Annotated in this window: 18 protein-coding genes; 3 read left to right on the top strand and 15 right to left on the bottom strand. The window is 39.2% G+C overall.

Going from position 1 to position 18,392, the window contains the following annotated elements; all coding sequences use genetic code 11:
• The first annotated feature begins 277 nt into the window (after positions 1 to 277).
• Positions 278 to 826 (top strand): CHAP domain-containing protein, encoded by a 549-nt coding sequence (locus HUV91_RS13555; RefSeq protein ID WP_130072091.1) that lies wholly within the window; start codon positions 278 to 280, stop codon positions 824 to 826.
• An 82-nt stretch (positions 827 to 908) separates the two neighbouring features.
• Here HUV91_RS13555 and HUV91_RS13550 read toward each other — a convergent pair whose 3' ends face one another.
• The 3 genes from HUV91_RS13550 to lgt form a co-directional block, all read right to left on the bottom strand.
• Positions 909 to 1,280: a hypothetical protein gene (locus HUV91_RS13550; RefSeq protein WP_165353023.1), complete on the bottom strand. Its 372-nt coding sequence runs from the start codon at positions 1,278 to 1,280 to the stop codon at positions 909 to 911.
• 2 nt (positions 1,281 to 1,282) lie between these two features.
• Positions 1,283 to 1,666 carry a hypothetical protein gene (locus HUV91_RS13545; RefSeq protein ID WP_174493754.1) on the bottom strand — a complete coding sequence of 128 codons (384 nt, stop codon included), beginning with the start codon at positions 1,664 to 1,666 and terminating at the stop codon, positions 1,283 to 1,285.
• Between the two features lie 155 nt (positions 1,667 to 1,821).
• Positions 1,822 to 2,640 (bottom strand): prolipoprotein diacylglyceryl transferase, encoded by an 819-nt coding sequence (lgt, locus tag HUV91_RS13540; protein WP_130072088.1) that lies wholly within the window; start codon positions 2,638 to 2,640, stop codon positions 1,822 to 1,824.
• A 105-nt stretch (positions 2,641 to 2,745) separates the two neighbouring features.
• Between lgt and HUV91_RS13535 the strand changes: the two genes are divergently transcribed.
• Positions 2,746 to 3,528, top strand: a complete 783-nt coding sequence (locus HUV91_RS13535) for an NRDE family protein (RefSeq protein ID WP_174493753.1) — start codon at positions 2,746 to 2,748, stop codon at positions 3,526 to 3,528.
• A gap of 64 nt (positions 3,529 to 3,592) precedes the next feature.
• Here the strand turns inward: HUV91_RS13535 and HUV91_RS13530 are convergent, their stop codons facing one another.
• From HUV91_RS13530 to tatA, 4 genes are all read right to left on the bottom strand, one after another.
• Entirely contained in the window at positions 3,593 to 5,782 is a 2,190-nt protein-coding gene (locus HUV91_RS13530; protein ID WP_174493752.1) for a PhoX family protein, read from the bottom strand.
• A 146-nt stretch (positions 5,783 to 5,928) separates the two neighbouring features.
• Entirely contained in the window at positions 5,929 to 6,711 is a 783-nt protein-coding gene (gene tatC / locus HUV91_RS13525) for a twin-arginine translocase subunit TatC (protein WP_174493751.1), read from the bottom strand.
• Entirely contained in the window at positions 6,708 to 7,169 is a 462-nt protein-coding gene (tatB, locus tag HUV91_RS13520) for a Sec-independent protein translocase protein TatB (RefSeq protein ID WP_130072084.1), read from the bottom strand. The genes tatC and tatB overlap by 4 nt, the downstream gene beginning before the upstream one ends.
• Positions 7,170 to 7,185: 16 nt before the next feature.
• Positions 7,186 to 7,407 (bottom strand): Sec-independent protein translocase subunit TatA, encoded by a 222-nt coding sequence (gene tatA, locus HUV91_RS13515; protein ID WP_130072083.1) that lies wholly within the window; start codon positions 7,405 to 7,407, stop codon positions 7,186 to 7,188.
• A 164-nt stretch (positions 7,408 to 7,571) separates the two neighbouring features.
• On the opposite strand from tatA, the gene HUV91_RS13510 reads away from it, so the two are divergent.
• Complete coding sequence (locus HUV91_RS13510) at positions 7,572 to 8,447, top strand: permease (RefSeq protein ID WP_174493750.1); 876 nt, start codon at positions 7,572 to 7,574, stop codon at positions 8,445 to 8,447.
• A 128-nt stretch (positions 8,448 to 8,575) separates the two neighbouring features.
• Here HUV91_RS13510 and rdgB read toward each other — a convergent pair whose 3' ends face one another.
• From rdgB to HUV91_RS13470, 8 genes are all read right to left on the bottom strand, one after another.
• Complete coding sequence (gene rdgB / locus HUV91_RS13505; protein ID WP_174493749.1) at positions 8,576 to 9,202, bottom strand: RdgB/HAM1 family non-canonical purine NTP pyrophosphatase; 627 nt, start codon at positions 9,200 to 9,202, stop codon at positions 8,576 to 8,578.
• Between the two features lie 192 nt (positions 9,203 to 9,394).
• Positions 9,395 to 9,988 (bottom strand): tetratricopeptide repeat protein, encoded by a 594-nt coding sequence (locus HUV91_RS13500; RefSeq protein ID WP_130072080.1) that lies wholly within the window; start codon positions 9,986 to 9,988, stop codon positions 9,395 to 9,397.
• A complete protein-coding gene (metW, locus tag HUV91_RS13495; RefSeq protein ID WP_130072079.1) occupies positions 9,985 to 10,578 on the bottom strand; it encodes a methionine biosynthesis protein MetW in 594 nt (197 codons plus the stop codon). The genes HUV91_RS13500 and metW overlap by 4 nt, the downstream gene beginning before the upstream one ends.
• Positions 10,578 to 11,738 carry a homoserine O-succinyltransferase MetX gene (metX, locus tag HUV91_RS13490; protein WP_130072078.1) on the bottom strand — a complete coding sequence of 387 codons (1,161 nt, stop codon included), beginning with the start codon at positions 11,736 to 11,738 and terminating at the stop codon, positions 10,578 to 10,580. Before metX ends, metW begins: the two co-directional genes overlap by 1 nt.
• A gap of 394 nt (positions 11,739 to 12,132) precedes the next feature.
• On the bottom strand, positions 12,133 to 13,830 hold the full coding sequence (leuA, locus tag HUV91_RS13485; protein ID WP_130072077.1) for a 2-isopropylmalate synthase: 1,698 nt from the start codon (positions 13,828 to 13,830) through the stop codon (positions 12,133 to 12,135).
• A 278-nt stretch (positions 13,831 to 14,108) separates the two neighbouring features.
• Positions 14,109 to 15,209 carry an alpha-hydroxy acid oxidase gene (locus HUV91_RS13480; protein ID WP_174493748.1) on the bottom strand — a complete coding sequence of 367 codons (1,101 nt, stop codon included), beginning with the start codon at positions 15,207 to 15,209 and terminating at the stop codon, positions 14,109 to 14,111.
• Between the two features lie 54 nt (positions 15,210 to 15,263).
• Positions 15,264 to 15,947: a Fe2+-dependent dioxygenase gene (locus HUV91_RS13475; protein WP_174493747.1), complete on the bottom strand. Its 684-nt coding sequence runs from the start codon at positions 15,945 to 15,947 to the stop codon at positions 15,264 to 15,266.
• 108 nt (positions 15,948 to 16,055) lie between these two features.
• Positions 16,056 to 18,296 (bottom strand): TonB-dependent receptor, encoded by a 2,241-nt coding sequence (locus tag HUV91_RS13470; RefSeq protein WP_174493746.1) that lies wholly within the window; start codon positions 18,294 to 18,296, stop codon positions 16,056 to 16,058.
• Positions 18,297 to 18,392 lie beyond the last annotated feature (96 nt).

The raw sequence follows: 18,392 nt of genomic DNA, 5'->3' as shown, positions 1-18,392 counted from the left end.
AGAGATAGGTTTCTTATTGATTGTGTGATATATTTCACATTAATATTCTATTTCATAAAAAAGCATAAATATATAAGCATAATTGATATAAAAAATAATCTTGTAAAATAACCGCAGAAAGAGCAACTTAAACTATTCTCATTTACATTCACAAATTTTATTACATTTACATTAACCACTTTTTAAGAATCTATGGCTAGTATCACTGCTTCTTTCATAAGTGTATTGGTTTTTTTATGGTAGGACAGGTTCAAAGAAACAAGGATGAGGTTGAGCAATGATTATCGATTTAAATACTCAACCCGTGTCAGATTTACATGCAAGTAATACTGAGAGCCAGTTTATTTTCCAACTTGAAAGCGGTTCTTTTTACCCTCAGCAAGATGACTTCAATCCAACAGCGATTATTCAACAGAATAAATTGAAAGTTGCACAAGCGAATAAGTTTTCGTTGAGTAATGCATTTCAAATTGATATTGATAAATTCATCAATAAATTAGACAGTATTTCTGCACGTACCAGTTCAGCACGTTGCGCACGCAGTATCCGTATTGCATTACAAACAGCAGGTGCTAAATTTACCAATCATCCAATCGCTGCGGCAGATTGGGGTGGAACACTCGAAGAAATTGGTTATAAACAGATTCAACCTGCTTTTGATCATCCTAAAGAAGGTGATATTTATATTATTGATCGCACCGCTAAACACCGTTATGGGCATATTGCAGGCTATACGGGGACTGAGTGGGTATCAGACTTTAAACAACGCAGTTATGACGTTTACAAAGGCGATGTAACGTATAAATATTATCGTTTACCTGTTTAATCTTCACGCGTGCAAGCGCATTTTAAGCATAAAAATGTGCAGACTAAATTAAAAAGGAAGCTTATTCGGGAAATCTTCCTTTTTAATTGATACGCTTCGCACGATTTTCATAATTGGCAATGAGAATAAAACCTAAAGTCATAAAGCCAAGACATTGTAAGATCAAGTAGATCAGATCTTGCTGTGGCAGATACCAAGCCATGATGGTCAAAGTTAAAATGGGGAGAAACATGATTAATGTTTTTAAAATTTTGACTTGGCTGCTATGTTGTAAACGTTTCAAACTGAGCTGTTTTAGCAGGTGTAAGATGATGCCTATTGCTAAACTGATTCCCACAAAGAATGGACTGAGTTTGACAATGCTTGAACAATAATAAATCCCAATACACAGCCCAATGCTGACCATCAATTTTATTTGTCGGGTACAACGTTGCGAATACCAAAAATCGAGCATATTTAAGAGACTTGTGTGGGTTTGTTTTGATGGAGTAATGACAAAGGTGAAAAGAGACATACTGCCAATGCCATAAAGCAAATACCTTGTGCACCAGGAATTAAAATTTCACCTTGATTCATATTTTTAAAAATCAATGCCAATAAAAGCGCGATTGGAATCCATGTCAGGACACGATACACAATACCCGTTGGCTTCTGTGCCACAAAATGTATTTTACAATAACGACAAATCAGGAAGATCACACCTGTTGCGACAAACATTAAGATCGCGCTATAGGTCAAAGGTTGCATACGATAGAGCACTACAGTTGCAATGGCGATGACAATCAAGAAAAATAGCTTTTTCAAGATCGGGGTTTTTGGATCAAACCAGAATTCAAGCATGATGGATGTGTATTTTAAAAAGACGCTTTTAGTATAAATGAACTGATTGAAAAGATGAGTTTTAGTTACGTAGTCATTAAAAAATAAGAAAATAAAAGATAAAAAGCGGATGCTTGTGCATCCGCTGGTTGTCGCTTCAAAGTGAAGTTTGGCTTTTAAGTGTTTTTCTGTGGACCCCAGTCAAAAATTTTCTTTTGGTAGGCATACCAAATCATCCAAACTCCAATCAAAATCATCGGGAAAGATAAAATCTGACCTTTGGTCATCCAACCAAATAAGATGTAGCCTTGATCTGCATCGGGTTCACGGAAGAATTCCATAAAGAAGCGTGCACAACCATAACCGATCAAAAAGATAGCTGAAACAGCATAACGAGGACGAGGTTTCGAGCTAAACCACCATAAGATAATAAAGAGTAATAAACCTTCACATAATGCTTGGTAAATTTGTGATGGATGACGGACCAAATGTAGTGGATCTGTCGGGAAAATCATGCCTAAAGCAAAGTTTGGATCGGATACTTGACGACCATAAAGTTCGCCACCGATAAAATTACCAAAACGACCAAACATTAGACCTGTCGGAACACAGGGTGCGATAAAGTCCAGCGTTTCAAACCAAGTTTTTTTGTATTTATGACACCATAACAGCATCGCGATCATCACACCGAGGAAGCCGCCATGAAAACTCATGCCACCAGTCCAGACTTTAAATAACCAGATTGGGTCGGCAATAAATTTGTCAAACTCATAAAATAGTACGTACCCAATACGTCCACCGAGCACCACACCTAAGGCACCATAGAATACTAGGTCGGAAATCATTTCTGAGTTCCAATTGGTGCGCTGTTTTGCACGGTAAGTTGCCAGTCCCCAAGCACATAAAAATGCAAGAAGATACATGATTCCATACCAATGTACTTTAAGTGGCCCCAATGCGATTGCGACTGGGTCGATATTCGGGTAGGTCAGCATGCCTTGTCCTTTGTATTCTGTTTTGCACAGATTTTAGCTGAAAGATATGAAAAATGTTGTACATTCAATGTGTAAACTTAAAGTAATCTGAGATGGAATAAAAATATGTGTATCGTGGCTTTGGCATGGCAAGTCTTTGATGATATACCATTGTGTTTGATTTCAAATCGAGATGAATTTTATCATCGTGCTGCTTCACAGCTACATCACTGGGAAAATAGTCCAATTATTGCAGGGCAAGACTTGCAATCTGGCGGGACATGGATGGGTGTAACTGCGCAAGGACGTTGGGCGATTGTCACTAATTTTCGAGATGGACAGGATAAGAAACAATATGCAACTTCACGAGGACATTTGATTCAGGCCTTTTTACAGTCCGCACAACCCCCCATTCGTTTTGCCCAAGATTTAGAAAAAAAACAATGTGATTATGCGGGATTTAATTTATTTATCGGAGATCGAAACCAAGCGGTATATATGAGTAATCGTGGAGAAGCCCCACAGGTCTTAGCCAAAGGTGTGTTTGTGGTATCGAATGGGTTATTGAGTGAAAACTGGGAAAAAACGCAACATTTGCGTAAGCGTTTTACACAGGAATTTTTACCGATGCTGCAACAGCCATTGATACCTGAGCACGATATAGTCTCTGCCGTATGGGATCTTTTACAAGATGAACGTAAAATCATTCCTGACTTATTGCCCAATACTGGTATTAGTACTGAAATGGAACATTTATTGTCTTCTACTTTTATTCAAAGTCCAATTTATGGGACACGATGTTCAAACTTTTTAACCATTCAGCATTCTAAAATGCAATGGTTTGAAAAAACCCAACAGGGTGAAAAATCAGGGGAAGTGATTCAGATCGCTCGATTGCTTTCACATTAAAAAACGCCATATGTAGTGAATACATATGGCGTATAAAGCAGATTACAATCATATAATAAGCGTATTAGCCTGCGATTGTACCGCCATCTTTACGTGTGATAACCACGGTTGCTGAACGTGGGCGAGCAGTTTTATTGCTGGCATCTTTTTGAGTTGCTGGCCAATGACTTGATGGTTTGTCATAGCTTGCTGAATCTTCACCCGGATGTTGTACATTGATGAAGATTGCTTTATGGTCAGGTGTCATTGTGACCCCTGTAATCTCACATTCTGTTGGGCCTGTGAGGAAACGACGTAAATTATCATCGGTCATTTTCGCACCAACAATGGTTTCTTGACCTGTTGATGTCGTTGCTTTAGTACCATCACCCACTTTACCTGGTAATGCTGCTAGCATCATACAATTGGTCGTATCTGTATATGCACCATCATCTGTTTGAATCCAAAGCACACCACGTGGGTCAAACCACATACCATCTGGAGAAGACAAGTCATTGTTATCATTTAAGCCAGACAAGTTAATGTTATTTGCCATTTTTGCTTCCGCACCAAATAGGTAGATGTCCCATTTAAATGTTGTTGCCGTTGTTGTATTACCATCTTCATGGAAGCGGATAATATGACCATTCACATTACCTTTTCCACCTTCAGGATCTTGGTAGTTACGTGGATTGGCTGCATCTGTTGGATAGGCTGTACCACGGTTTGAGTTGTTGGTCAGTGTCACATAAACTTCTCCATTTTCAGGGTTTACCGCAACCCATTCAGGGCGATCCATTTTGGTTGCGCCCACTGCATCGCCTGCAAGACGAGCAAAGGTTGTGACTTCTGCTTGTGATTGAAATGGATAGACGCTATTTGTCGCATTTAAGCCATTTTTACCATAAGCCAATTCGATCCATTGACCTGTTCCATCACTGTTGAACTTGGCAACATAAAGTTTGCCTGAGTTCATATATTTATCGCCTGCTTTATAGCCGCCGTTAATATCTTTGGCAGACCATTTTGCATCAGAAACAAATTTGTAAATATATTCGCCACGTGAGTCGTCACCCATATAGAACGCAAGGTTTTCACCTTCGATCAAACGGCTTGCACGACAGTCTTCATGCGCAAAGCGACCTAAAGAAGTACGTTTGACTGGATTTTGACGATTATCAAATGGGTCGATTTCTACGATCCAACCAAAAGTATTGGCACTGTTACGATAGTCTTGGGTCGCTTTGTCTGCAGTGATTGAAGAATTCCAACGGTCATATAAGTCTTGGCTTTCTAATTCACCGAGGGCAGTTTCCCATTTGTAGCGTGAGCTTGCACCATCTTTTAGACCATAACGTTTAAGTGCGATAATTTCTGCTGCCGTACGTTTAGCGTCATCACCTTTATTACGGATGAAATAACCAATATAGTTTTCTTCAGTGGTTAAGTATGTTCCCCATGGTGTATAGCCATTACCACAGTTGTTATGAGTACCGCGAGTTTGTTTACCTGCTGCTGAATATTTGGTGACTAAAAGGTCTGAACCTGCCACAACACCTGCAAAATCCATCACTGTTGATGCAGTAATACGGCGATTAAACAGTGAGTTTTTAACAATCTCGACTTTTTGCGTTGTTTTGTCTTTTTTCAACTCAATGATTGAAACACCGTGTGCATTCATTTCACGAATCACTTCATCTTCAGGGCGGCGACCGTCAGCACTCAGTGTCGGACCTTGAGGATGCAAGAACGTTGGATTGATATATTCATGGTTCATGACCAATAAACCACTTTCCGATACGGTTGGATCGTAGTTTTTGGTGGTCTGATTTAAACCAAAATAGCTCATACCGTCATGACAGTCACCTGATCGATACTGAAAACTTGGACCCGATGGAACAGCATTATCATTCCATTCAGCATAGGCAGGATTAATGGAGTCGCCCATTGCATACAGTACAGTCGCTTCATAACCTTCAGGTACAGTCACAATGTCATTCAGATTTTTAGCGACAGGCTTAAAGGTTAATTTTTCAGGTTTTTTATTAGGATCAACAGGTGTAGGCGTTGGGGGTGTTACATTATTAGATGAATCTTTATTATCACCACAGCCTGTTAATGTAGAAGCTAAAGCCAAAGCAGCTGCACCACTGGCTGTTTTTGCAATTAAGCTACGGCGTGTAATATGTTGTTCTAAAATGTCACGAAAATGGATGTTATCAGAAGTATTATTATCAAGTTCTTGATCTTCATGATATGGCGTCAGCTCGGTCATGGAAGTTTCCCTAAAATTAATCAATGGTGATAAAAGTTGTTATTAACTTAGAGAAGAAATATGACGACGTTTTGACAGCTAGGTGACAGTCTAATGAAGAAAAAATGTCAAAATGGTGAAATTAAACATATTGTTAATCACAGAGGTTAATCTGTACTGAGGCGTCTTTTTTCAAGAATTTTGCCGAACATTAGACCCAGTTCAAAGAGTAACCACATTGGAATTGCCAACATAATCATAGAAATGGCATCAGGTGGGGTAATAAACATTGCGATAAAAAAACAACCCACAATAATATAACGGCGTTGGTTGACGAGGTCTTGTGTAGAGACGACGCCGATTAAAATCAGCAATAAGGTAATAATTGGGATTTCAAAAGTGAGTCCAAAGACCAAAAATAGCTTTAAACAAAATGCCAAATAACTATTAATGTCGGTCATCGGTGCGACAGTTTCAGGAGAAACACTCATGAAAAAATGTAAAATCGAGGGCAAAGCCACAAAATATGCAAAGGCAATACCTGCATAAAATAGGCTAATACTGCCAATTAACAAAGGCAGTGCTAAACTTTTTTCTTTGGCATATAACGCAGGTTTCACAAATGCCCAAATTTGATAAAGAATAAAAGGCATTGCCAACATCAAAGCAATAAAGAAATTTAGCTTAAAAGGTGCCATAAATGTTGCAGACACATCGGTAGCAATCATGGTCGATGTTACGGGCAATTGCGCTCTTAACGGTGCAGATAAGGCGATGTAGGTTTTATTGGCAAAGGGCAATAAACAAAAAAATAGTGCAATCAATACACCAATAATTTTAAACAAATGACGTCTTAATTCGATCAGATGTTTTGTGATCGGCATAGCTTCTAATTCAGGCTGAGGATTGGGCTCAGAGGAATGAACCTGTGGGGTGAAAGAGCTGTTCATACCGCAACCTCGAAGTGTTTCATTGTAAAAGCTTGCTGTTCAATTTGTTGAATTGGATGGTTAGATGTTGCCAATATTTTCAGCCAAATATGAGCGATATATACGGTTGGAACTGAAGCTTGCATAAAGTGGTAAGTGGTGTTTTGCGGCTGAGTCGTGACATTTGCTGTGATATTTTGTTTTTCTTCAGCATGTTTGTTTTGTTGTAGTTCCTGCATTTGCGCTTGCATTTTTTGTTCAAGCTCTTGAATACGTTGCATCTCAAGCTGCATCTGCTCACGCAATTCGGAAAGACGGAGTTCGCGGTCAATGTCATTTTGCACATTACTGACAGTACGTTTGATTTTAGAATACCATTTGCCTACAAAACGTGCAGCGACAGGCAGCTTTTCAGGACCTAAAACCAATAAAGCGATAACGCCAAAAACCAGTAATTCAGAAAAACCAACATCGAGCATGATCTATACTCCCGTATCAGTGTTTTACGGTAGAGTTCACATCATGGGTATTTTGATGTTCTAAAGTACGTGGCTCTTGTAGATTAGGAGTCGCAACTTCATCCTCTTTGATAGATTTTTTAAAGTCTTTTACCGCACCGCCCACGTCTTTCCCTAAGTTTTTAAGTTTTGATGTACCAAATAATAAAATCACTACAATTGCAAAAATCAGTACGTGCCAAATTGATAATCCAGCCATGATAAAATCTCCTGTTTCATTAGGGCTTATCTCAACAGGTATCTGTGACAAAAAAGTGACACCAATATTTCAATTTAAAGACATGGGTTTTAAAGTTGCTTTTTCAAAAGCATGTTGCGGTGCATCATGCTAAAATTCTGTGAAATTATTTTAGGTGAATGCGAGTGTCTACGGTATTACCTCTTTTGGGGTTTTGTAGTGGCTTAATCTTAGCAACAACGTCATTTTCACAGCATTTAAAAAGCTTATTTTCTTCTGTTTTATCACGCTTATTCATTCCAATTGTGATTATTTACAATATGGTTTTTTATCAGGCGGGCAGTTTGGGCTTGATGCTATTTAGCTTTTTTTCAGCAGTTTTATTATTTTTTATTTACCTATTTTTATCCAAAGACCGACTACAGTCACTCTGTTTTAGTTATACCAATATGGCTTGGCTCGGTTTTCCCATCGCCATGGCTTTGTTTGGAGAACAAATCAGTGCATCTATTATTGCCATCTATGTCGGTGGTTCTATTTTTGGCAATATTTGGGCAGTAACTTCTGTCAGCTCCGAACCTTTAAATATTCAAGATATTTTTAAAAAAGTCATTAAGTCACCCCCTGTTATTGCCTTGATTTTGGCAGCTATTTTAAGACTGTTGAATGTGCAAAGTGTACAAGAGCATGCGTGGATCGATGCGATTTATTCTTTTTCAAAATGGGGGATGGTCTTTACGGGTATGTCTGTATTAGGCATGTGGTTACGCAAAACCAAAGTACATTTAGAGGATTTGACCTATAGTTGTAAAGTAGCACTGATCAAAGTGATCTGTGGCGTCATTTTCTGTACATTTGCTTATTATTTTTTACCAATCGCATATGTTCAGGACAATATTGGTGTGATGTTTTTATTATTCTGTTTACCTCCCGCAGCGAATATTGTGGCACTTGAAACGCATTATCAAGGGACAGGTATTTCAGCCAAATACATTGCAGCAGGAACGATGGTCAGTTGTGGCATATGTTTAATTTATGGGGTAATGGTGCATTTATTGTAGGGCGGCTTAAATCATGCAAATCCCCTTGTTTTATAGGGCTGAGGTAAGGGTATTATAATTCTTATAGGGAAAATACCTCTCCTTGTTGTGCGTATAAACACTCATTCTTTCAAGGAGAGGGCAGGTTCTTACTTTTCTAAACTTGCTTTAAACAGTTGCATGGCTTGTCCACGATGACTGATTTTATTTTTTTCTTCTTTACTCATTTCAGCACTCGAAATCTGCAATTCGGGTAACCAAAACAAAGGATCGTAACCAAAACCATTTGCTCCACGTGGAGCATCTAACACTTCACCTTGCCAAATGCCTTGAAAAATTTGTGGAAGTGGGTCATCCGCATGTTGAACCAAAGCTAAAACACAAACAAACATGGCTTCAATCGTTTTGCCTTCTTGGCGTAAAGGTTTTAGGTTTTCTAAAAGTTGCTTATTGTTTGCGGCATCATCACCGTGTTCACCCGCATAACGTGCAGAGTAGATGCCAGGTGCACCACCTAACATCGGCACACAAATCCCTGAATCATCTGCAATGGCAGGTTTTCCTGAAATACGACTTGCATGGCGTGCTTTGATGATGGCATTTTCAATAAAACTTAAGCCATCTTCTACGGCATCTTCAATATTGAGTTTGCCTTGAGGAATGACCTCGACAGGGAGGTTTAACTCTGCAAACATTTTTTCAAATTCAGCAATTTTACCTTTGTTATTACTTGCGAGGACTAATGTTCCTTGGGATAACCAATCTTGTGCAGACATGTCAATTGCTCTGAGTTTGAATCGTGAAAGCTATTTTAACTGATTCTGAGTGCGGTTTGAAAATTAGAAGTTTTTCCATGAAATGGAAGATGATTTAAAAAATCATGATGCTAAAAAAGCATATTCTATTCTCAAATAAAAAAAAGCACCTTAATGGTGCTTCCTTTATCGTATTTTATTTAAAAATAAAACTTATTGTGTTTGAATCCAACGGTCAGCACGGTCACGCGCAGTACGGATTTGTTCAGGCGTTAAGTTGGCAGCTAAAGCCGTTTTTTTGGTTTCAGACATATTAATGACTTTATTGTCTAACATGCCATCACGAGTTGAAAGTTCATACCACTGGTAAGCACCAATGTAGTTTTTCTTTTGCTCTTCCATCACAGCTAAGTTAAAGCTTGCACGATTATCGCCGTGGCTTGCGGCTTTTTCAAAGTATTGACGTGCAGACGCTTCGTTTTTAGATACCCCAATACCATCAGCATACATACGACCCACGTTCAATTGAGCTGCTGAAATCCCTTGATCCGCCGCAGCTTTAAACAAACTAAAAGCTTCTTTTAGATCTTTAGAAACACCATTGCCTGATTGATAACGCGTCGCAAGATAAAACTGTGCAGCAGGTTGACCTGCTTTTGCTGCTTTGGTTAAGTCAGCCACATTCATATGTGCATACTGTGCAGCAAGTGCAGCAGTTGACTTTTGTTGTTGCGGAATATAGTCCGCATGGGCTTGAAAACTAAGCAGCCCAAAAAATAATGTACTGCCTAATAATAATTTTTTCATATAGCGCTCACTCGATAGATTGCGACTTCGCCGAACAAGTTTGGGATCGACTTACTCAGTAAGCTCCCTTGTTGGTTCCCATTTACAGCAAGTCGATTAATAATACGAATATGATTTTCCGCACAAAGTGCTTCAAAGTCACGAAAGGTGCATAGGTGGATATTTGGCGTATTATACCACATATACGGTAATGCATCTGAAACGGGCATCATCCCTTTTAAGGCAAGAAAAGAACGAGTCTTCCAATGCGCAAAGTTAGGAAATGTAATGATTGCCTGTTTCCCCACACGCACCATGTCGCGCAATAGCACATCGGGTGCATCCACTGCTTGTAATGCTTGAGCCATGACAACATAGTCAAAAGACTGATCAGCAAAACGACCTAAACCCAGATTTAAGTCTTGTTGGATAATATTTAACCCTCTACTGACTGCAATTGCAATCTTTTCTTGATCAATTTCGAGTCCGTATGCACGAATATTATGTTTTTTACTCATGTGTGCAAGTAACTCGCCATCACCACAACCTAAGTCGAGGACACGTGAGTCGGGTTGAATCCATTTTTCAGCAAGTTGGTGGTCAATACGCATTATGCTATCTCCTTCGGTGTTGCTTGAAGGTGTTGTTCACCACCTAAAAATGCTCGTAATGATTTGACATATAACGGAATAGGAAACAAGAATGAATCATGACCTTGTTCTGCATCAATGTCTAAATAACTGACTGGTTTGTTTGTAGATACGAGCGCATCTACGATTTCCTGAGAGCGTTGTGGGCTAAAACGCCAGTCTGTAGTAAATGAAACCACCAAGAAACGACATTGAGTATTGGACAATGCTTTGACTAATGATTGCTCATATTCACGTGATGGATCAAAATAATCCAAGGCTTTGGTCATGATCAAATAGGTATTAGCATCAAAGTTACGGCTGAATTGCTCACCTTGATAACGTAAATAACTTTCGACTTGGAATTCCACATCAAAGCCATACATAAATTTGCCTGATTTTAAGTCACGGCCAAATTTCTGTTTCATGGCTTCTTCTGAAAGATAGGTAATATGACCGACCATGCGTGCCAAAATTAAGCCACGTTTTGGATAGCTATCATGTTCAAGATAACGTCCATGATGGAAATCTGGATCGGACAGAATGGACTGACGTGCCACCTCGTTAAAGGCAATATTCTGTGCTGATAGCTTCGGTGCAGAAGCAATGATGACGCATTTTTGTAAACGATCAGGATAATCTACAGACCATTGTAACGCCTGCATCCCCCCCAATGAGCCTCCAATAACCGCGTACCAAACATCAATGCCCAAACGGTCAGACAACATGGCTTGAGTTTTAACCCAATCTCGCACCGTGACGAGAGGAAAGTCTGGACCATAAGGGCGATTTTCATTTTCAGGATTTGGTGAAGTTGGTCCTGTAGAACCATTACAACCGCCAATATTATTTAAGGCGACGACAAAAAACTTTGAGGTATCAATGGCTTTGCCTGGGCCAATACAAGCATCCCACCAACCAGGCTTTTTATCATCTGCATGATGATAGCCAGCAGCATGATGATGGCCTGACAATGCATGACAAATTAAAATAGCATTCGATTGATCTGCATTCAGTTCACCATAAGTTTCAACCATGATTTCGAAACGAGGTAATACACGACCACATTCGAGTTCTAAGGGTTCTTTAAATTCAAACTTTTGCGGGGTAACGAGACCCACTGAATCTGCTGGAAATGACACAGGAAATGTTCGCCTTAAAATTTGAGAAAATAGGTAACTTTCATCAATCAATGTCTGATCAGAAAACGATTTGTTTTGATCATTTGAACTTCGCTATATTTCACCAAGAAAGCTCCCTCCATCTTTTGGAAGAGGGTAAGGCTGGGGGACATTATTGGAAATTTGCCCTCATTCTCACCTTCTCCAACTTGGTCGTGTGTCTCAACAAAGCACTGCTTTGTTTTACTTAGGGAGAAGAGACTTTCTAATGCTTAAATAGCACTTTAGTCGTTAAAGTCGTTCATTTTTTGATTTGTGAAAATACGCATATCTAATGATTACATAAACAAAAGGATACCACTTGGGGCATCCTTTCTAAAGTCTTTTAATTGATATTGCTTATATACGATCTAGCTTATACAGCAGCAGCGATCACTTGATCTGTGCTCAACACACCTTGGTCGATCAAACGGTTGGTTGCCGCAATAATCGCTTCGATAGATGAAGTGACAATATTGTCATGAACACCCGCACCAAAGGCAGATTTACCTGTACCATGTACCTGAAGTTCGATCAATGCCAAGGCTTTAGCGCTAGCACCTGAGCTAATGCTACGTTCTTCATAATTCAAGACATCAATCGGCAATTGAAGTGCATTCAAAATTGCTGAAATTGGGCCGTTACCTTCACCACGTAAATGTTGAGTTTCACCATTTACTACGACATCAAGCTCAATCACTTGATTGCCGTTTTCATCAGACAATCTGTAATTCTGCGCTGAATAATGTGCATCTTTAGCTGCAACATAGGTCTCTTTGAACAAGTTCCAAATTTGTTGTGCTGAAACTTCAACGCCTTCATCATCAGCAACCTGTTGTACCACTTGCGAAAATTCAACTTGTAAACGACGCGGTAAAACCACGTTGTAGTTTGATTCTAACAAGTAAGCGATACCACCTTTACCTGATTGTGAGTTAACACGAATCACGGCGTCATAGTCACGACCTAAATCTTTAGGGTCGATTGGTAAATAAGGCATATCCCAAATTTCTTGATCTTTTTGAAATTCAAAACCTTTCTTAATCGCATCTTGGTGAGAACCTGAGAATGCAGTAAACACCAAGTCACCTGCATACGGATGACGAGGGTGTACAGGTAAGCCTGTGCATTCTTCAACAGTCGCAATGATTTCGTTGATGTTCGAGAAATCTAATTCAGGTGCAACACCTTGGGTGTACATATTCAATGCAATCGCTGCAACGTCCACATTACCTGTACGTTCACCATTTCCAAACACACAACCTTCGACACGGTCAGCACCTGCCATGATCGCCAATTCAGATGCTGCAATGCCACAACCACGGTCATTGTGACAGTGAACAGAAATGATCACACCATCACGACGAGCAAGATTACGGTGCATCCATTCAATTTGGTCGGCATAGACATGAGGACCTGAAACTTCAACCGTCGCAGGTAAGTTTAAAATCACTTTATTGTCAGGAGAGGCTTCCCAGATTTCTGTTACAGCGTCGCAGACATCTTTGGCAACTTCTAATTCTGTTGCAGTAAAACATTCAGGGCTGTATTGGAAAATAAATTCGGTTTCAGGTTGTTTTGCTGCATATTCTTTGACTTTAGTTGCAGCATTGATTGCCAATTGTTTTGCACCTGCAATATCTACATTCAAGACTTTCTGACGGAAGGTCGGTGAGTTTGAATTATAAATATGCACAATGGCACGTTTTGCACCTTGCAAAGATTCAAAAGTACGTTGAATCAAATGATCACGTGCTTGTACCAAAACTTCGATATAAACGTCGTCTGGAATATGACCTTCTTCAATCAATTTACGTGTAAAGTCAAAGTCAATTTGCGAAGCAGAAGGGAAACCAATTTCAATATGTTTAAAACCAATTTTCACCAACATTTGGAACATTTTGAATTTTTGTTCAATGTTCATGGGTTCAAAAATCGCTTGGTTTCCGTCACGAAGGTCGGTACTCATCCAAATTGGCGCTTTATTGATTTCTTTATCTGGCCATTGGCGGTCTGGCAAGTCTACACGTTGGTACATGCGACGATATTTTTTACTTGGATCAGCCAACATCATGAGGAAACTCCTTGTGTAGTGTGTACTGCTCGTATCTTGGGTAAAGGCAGCTTACTACAAATATAGATTGTGTCTATTCTAACGATTTACAAGTATTTTTCGGAGAATATTCGCCTAAAGTGGCATAACATGATGGTGTTTTTAACATCACATCAATGGAACTTTGATGACTTGTAAATGAATTAACTTAAGCTTAATTCTAAAACATATACTTTGGAAATAATTTCCTTAATGTGCAGCATTTCATTTAAATAAGAAAAATATTTTCATGAAAATGATTATTCTTGAGAAATATAGTCTGTGTTAATGTCATTTGGTGTAGAAGTTCCCATTAAAGCCATAGTCACCTCAAATTCTTCCTTTAAGATTTTAATCACATGCGCCACACCCAAAGCCCCGGCAACGGCCAAACCATGAATATAAGGACGCCCAATCAACACTGCAGACGCACCTATGGCCAGTGCTTTAAATACATCTGTACCACGGCGCACACCGCCATCAAGGAGTAAAGGAAAATCAGCAGGGACAACGCTTTTAATTTTTGCTAAAGCTTTGAGTGGTGAAATCGCGGTATCTAAAACTCGTCCACCGTGATTGGAGATAAGTAAACCTTTTACCCCGATTGCTATAGCTTTACGGGCATCAGCAGGATGTAGTACACCTTTTAAAATCACAGGTAAATGTGTGTTGGCAATGATAAATTCAATATCTGCCCATTTCGGTGCAATTTGCATTAAGCCATTAAATACAGGATGTTGATCTTCACGAAGTTCAGGCAGAGGAATATGAGTGGGAGTATGCGGATGTTGCATATTTTCAGGTAAATGGAAAAACACACGACGTTCACGATCACGAATACCTGTATGTGGCGAGTCAACTGTAATCACCATCGCTTTAAAGTTCTGCTGTTCAGCAAGTCTTACCAATGCCAATGATTTCTCACGATCACCTTGCCAATAGAGCTGAAACCATTTCAATGGATTTTCTACTTTGAAATGGCGTAAATCGGTATTGGTAAAAGTACTGAGTATAAAGTTGCTACCCAATACTTCAGCAGCTAAAGCCGTGGCTGCTTCGGCATCAGGGTGGAACTGTTGTTGATGTCCAATGGGTGCTAAAAAAATCGGATGTGGGAATTTCTGTCCTAAAATTTCAATTTCTGTTGTACCTTGGGTTAGGTCATTGAGTAATCTTGGTACAAGTTGGATTTTGGAGAATTGTTGGCGATTGTCACGGACACTATATTCATCCATTGCGCCGCCTTGTAGATATTGCCACACCATATCTGACAGATGTTTTTGCGCTTGAGTTTCATAATCTGCCAAGGTTTGTAGATGAGGGGGGATTTGGCTAAGTGGGGCGAGGACAGAGGAGCTCATAAGAAACCTATTCATCTACAAAATGTGGGCTAAAAATACGTTGGCTGAATAAACTTATAACTCAGCCCATTTACGTATTAAATTATGATAAAGACTGGTGAGTTTCACAACTTCGGCATGTCGATCACCCAATTCAGTCCTAAGATTTTGAATACTTTGATCTAAATTAAATAAAATATGGCGATTGGCATCATCACGAATCATACTTTGTAGCCAAAAAAATGAGGCTGTACGACAACCTGAGGTGACAGGACTGACCTCATGTACACTGCTTGAAGGATAGAGGAGTAAATCCCCCGCAGGCAGTTTAACTTCATGGTAGCCGTAAGTATCCTCAATGACCAATTCACCACCGTCATAGTCTTCAGGTTCGGTTAGAAATAGGGTACATGAAAGATCTGTACGGATGCGTTGTTGTGTTCCTCGAATATTGCGAATGGCATTATCAACATGAAATCCAAATTTTTCGCCTTGTTCATAACGATTAAAGTAAGGTGGTAAAATTTCCAACGGAAGTGCTGCTGATAAAAATAAAGGATGCTGTGCCAATGCATCTAAGATGATGCTGCCCAAATGCTGTGTGAGTGGGTGGTTTTCAGGAAGTTGTTGGTTCTGTTTAACATTTGCAGACAATGACCCTGTGGTTTTTTTACCATCCTCCCAATTAACTGTATTCATTTCTTGTCGGAAATAAGCGGTTTGTTCTTTGCTTAATACATTTGGAATATGGTGAATCATCGTCACACCTTGCATGAATAATGGGGATAGAAAAATAGCCCCTAAAATTAGAGGCTATTTTATAACATGAAATCTAATCTAAAAAGCGAGATGGATGAGACTTAAAACTTAGTATTTAAAGTTTAAAGACAATACAGCATTACGACCATCTGCTTCTGTTGCATAGTGAGATGCATAAGCTTTTGTGAAATAGCGTTTATCAGACAAGTTATTGACATTTAATTGTACATTTACTTGTTTGTTTACGTCATAACGTGCCATAGCATCGTAACGGACATAAGATGGTGCCCATTTGATGTTTGCGATATCGCCATATACTGTGTCTGAATATACTGCACCGCCACCTAGTGTTAACTGTGGTAAGACTTTATAGGTTGTCCATAACGTTGCAGCTTGTTTTGGAACGTTTGGCATTTGGTTGCCATTATAAACTGCATTGTCAGTACATTTTCCATTACGGCAAGATTTACCATTCTTGGTTAACTCGCTATCAAGATAGGTATATCCTGCAGAAATATCCCATTTTTCAGTAATTTTACCGTTTAAGCCCAGTTCAATACCATCAACTTTACTTTCACCAACATTGGCATAAGTCGTTGGATCAAGTTGTACACGGGTATTTTGTTTTTCAGTACGGAAAATTGCAGCAGTTAGATTTAAACGATCATCTAACAAATCCCATTTTGTGCCTAACTCAAATGTTTGTGCTTCTTCAGGATCAATCATTTGGTTATTGGCATTAATGGTTTCGCTATTATCTCCCCAACCCGCATTTAGACCTACAGGGCTTGCAGATGTTGCATAACTTGCATAAATCGAACCATTTTCAACAGGTTTAAAAGTTACGCCTGCTTGGTAAGTAAAAAAGTCCGAATCGTTATTGGCTGTATATGCTGCCGCAGAAGACGTTGCAAGGAAATTTTGTTCAGCTTCAAACTTGTCCCAACGTACACCGAGGTCAAGTAACCATTGTGGTGTAATTTCAATATTGTCTAATAAATATACTGAAGTACTTTCAACAGTGGCATCAAAATCTTGGCGTGCCTCTAAACGGTCTAAGAATGGTTTTTGGGTTGGATTATTAAGAGAAGTACACCAATTTGTTGATAAGTTTGAGCAGTCGCTAAAAAAGCCAGTTGTAGATACTGTGCCATTTTTATCGATGATATTATAGCCACCTTTGTCTGTTTCTTGCTTGCTATATTCAGCGCCGACATTAAAGCTGTGCTTAATTGAACCTGTATTAAACTTACCTGTTAATGCCAATTGATCAGTGAAGGTATCGCTGTCAGTAATTGCTGAATTTAGACGATGCCAAACTTTTCCATTAGCGACATTACCTTTTGAGTCATCAGGATTTGTCCAAACATAATCATTTTTAGATTTGCTGTACATTGCTGTGTTCGTAAGGGTTAAGTTGTCAGTTAAGTCATGTTCTAACTTAATCGTACCCGCGTGGTTTTCTTGTTTTTGGAAATCACGGTCTAACCAACCATAGTAAGTGCCTTGTTTTACTTCAGCAGGTTTACCTTGTGCTTTACCCAAAGCTGCATTCCAGTAAGGGATACCTGAATCAGGCGTATCATCTGATTTTAAGTAGTAATAACTTAATGTCGCACGAGTAGGAGTATTTAAACCAAAAGTAATACTTGGTGCAATGCCGGCACGTGCATATTCCGCACCATTAGATTGACCTGGTTTTTCATTTTTATGACCTAGGACAGCAACACGCGCTGCGATGCCATTACCAAAATCTTTATTACCATCTAAGGTGATACGTTGGTAATTGTCTGTACCCCCAGCAACTGAGCCTTCTAAAAAGTCACCTTTTTTAGCCACTTTAGAGATCATGTTGATACTACCGCCGACCGTTCCCGCACCACCCATGGCAGAAGCAGAACCTTTGGTGACTTCTACTTGTTCAACTGCGAACATTTCACGGTTTTGTGAAGTTGAGTTACGGATACCATCTAGATACATTGAGCTTTCAGAGCTGTAACCACGAATAAATGGGCGGTCACCATTTGGATTGCCCCCTTCACCTGCACCTAAAGTAATCCCTGGAACAGTACGAAGTGCATCTGCAAGCGTAGTCACTTGTGTGTCTTCGATTAATTTTTTAGAAATTACAGACACAGATTTTGGTGTGTCTAAAAGAGGAGCAACAAATTTACTATTTGCTGATTCATCAACTTTTAAACTTTCTTTTTTTGTTGCGTGAGCTTGCGCATGGATTGTAGGTAGTTGTTGAATCGTATCTTCTTGTGCAATCGCAGTTGTAGTAATGACAGACAAAGAAGAAGCAAGGGCTGAAACAACAACCTTTTTGCGTGATTTAATAAATGACATAACGACTCACTGGTGAATGCAAATTTGTATGCGAATAATAATAATTCTTATTTGTTTTAACTATTCTTTGTTATTGGTTTTAACTATGAATATATT

It is taken from the genome of Acinetobacter sp. Marseille-Q1623 (assembly GCF_902809895.1).
GTDB lineage: Bacteria > Pseudomonadota > Gammaproteobacteria > Pseudomonadales > Moraxellaceae > Acinetobacter > Acinetobacter piscicola_A.
The sequence above is the reverse complement of the archived record's forward strand: the minus strand, read 5'-3'. Positions and strand labels throughout refer to the sequence as shown.

Coding starts and splice junctions, on each gene's coding strand:
- HUV91_RS13555 (WP_130072091.1), top strand. CDS start 278: ATGATTATCGATTTAAATACTCAACCCGTGTCAGATTTACATGCAAGT.
- HUV91_RS13550 (WP_165353023.1), bottom strand. CDS start 1,280: ATGCTCGATTTTTGGTATTCGCAACGTTGTACCCGACAAATAAAATTG.
- HUV91_RS13545 (WP_174493754.1), bottom strand. CDS start 1,666: ATGCTTGAATTCTGGTTTGATCCAAAAACCCCGATCTTGAAAAAGCTA.
- lgt (WP_130072088.1), bottom strand. CDS start 2,640: ATGCTGACCTACCCGAATATCGACCCAGTCGCAATCGCATTGGGGCCA.
- HUV91_RS13535 (WP_174493753.1), top strand. CDS start 2,746: ATGTGTATCGTGGCTTTGGCATGGCAAGTCTTTGATGATATACCATTG.
- HUV91_RS13530 (WP_174493752.1), bottom strand. CDS start 5,782: ATGACCGAGCTGACGCCATATCATGAAGATCAAGAACTTGATAATAAT.
- tatC (WP_174493751.1), bottom strand. CDS start 6,711: ATGAACAGCTCTTTCACCCCACAGGTTCATTCCTCTGAGCCCAATCCT.
- tatB (WP_130072084.1), bottom strand. CDS start 7,169: ATGCTCGATGTTGGTTTTTCTGAATTACTGGTTTTTGGCGTTATCGCT.
- tatA (WP_130072083.1), bottom strand. CDS start 7,407: ATGGCTGGATTATCAATTTGGCACGTACTGATTTTTGCAATTGTAGTG.
- rdgB (WP_174493749.1), bottom strand. CDS start 9,202: ATGTCTGCACAAGATTGGTTATCCCAAGGAACATTAGTCCTCGCAAGT.
- HUV91_RS13500 (WP_130072080.1), bottom strand. CDS start 9,988: ATGAAAAAATTATTATTAGGCAGTACATTATTTTTTGGGCTGCTTAGT.
- metW (WP_130072079.1), bottom strand. CDS start 10,578: ATGCGTATTGACCACCAACTTGCTGAAAAATGGATTCAACCCGACTCA.
- leuA (WP_130072077.1), bottom strand. CDS start 13,830: ATGATGTTGGCTGATCCAAGTAAAAAATATCGTCGCATGTACCAACGT.
- HUV91_RS13480 (WP_174493748.1), bottom strand. CDS start 15,209: ATGAGCTCCTCTGTCCTCGCCCCACTTAGCCAAATCCCCCCTCATCTA.
- HUV91_RS13475 (WP_174493747.1), bottom strand. CDS start 15,947: ATGATTCACCATATTCCAAATGTATTAAGCAAAGAACAAACCGCTTAT.
- HUV91_RS13470 (WP_174493746.1), bottom strand. CDS start 18,296: ATGTCATTTATTAAATCACGCAAAAAGGTTGTTGTTTCAGCCCTTGCT.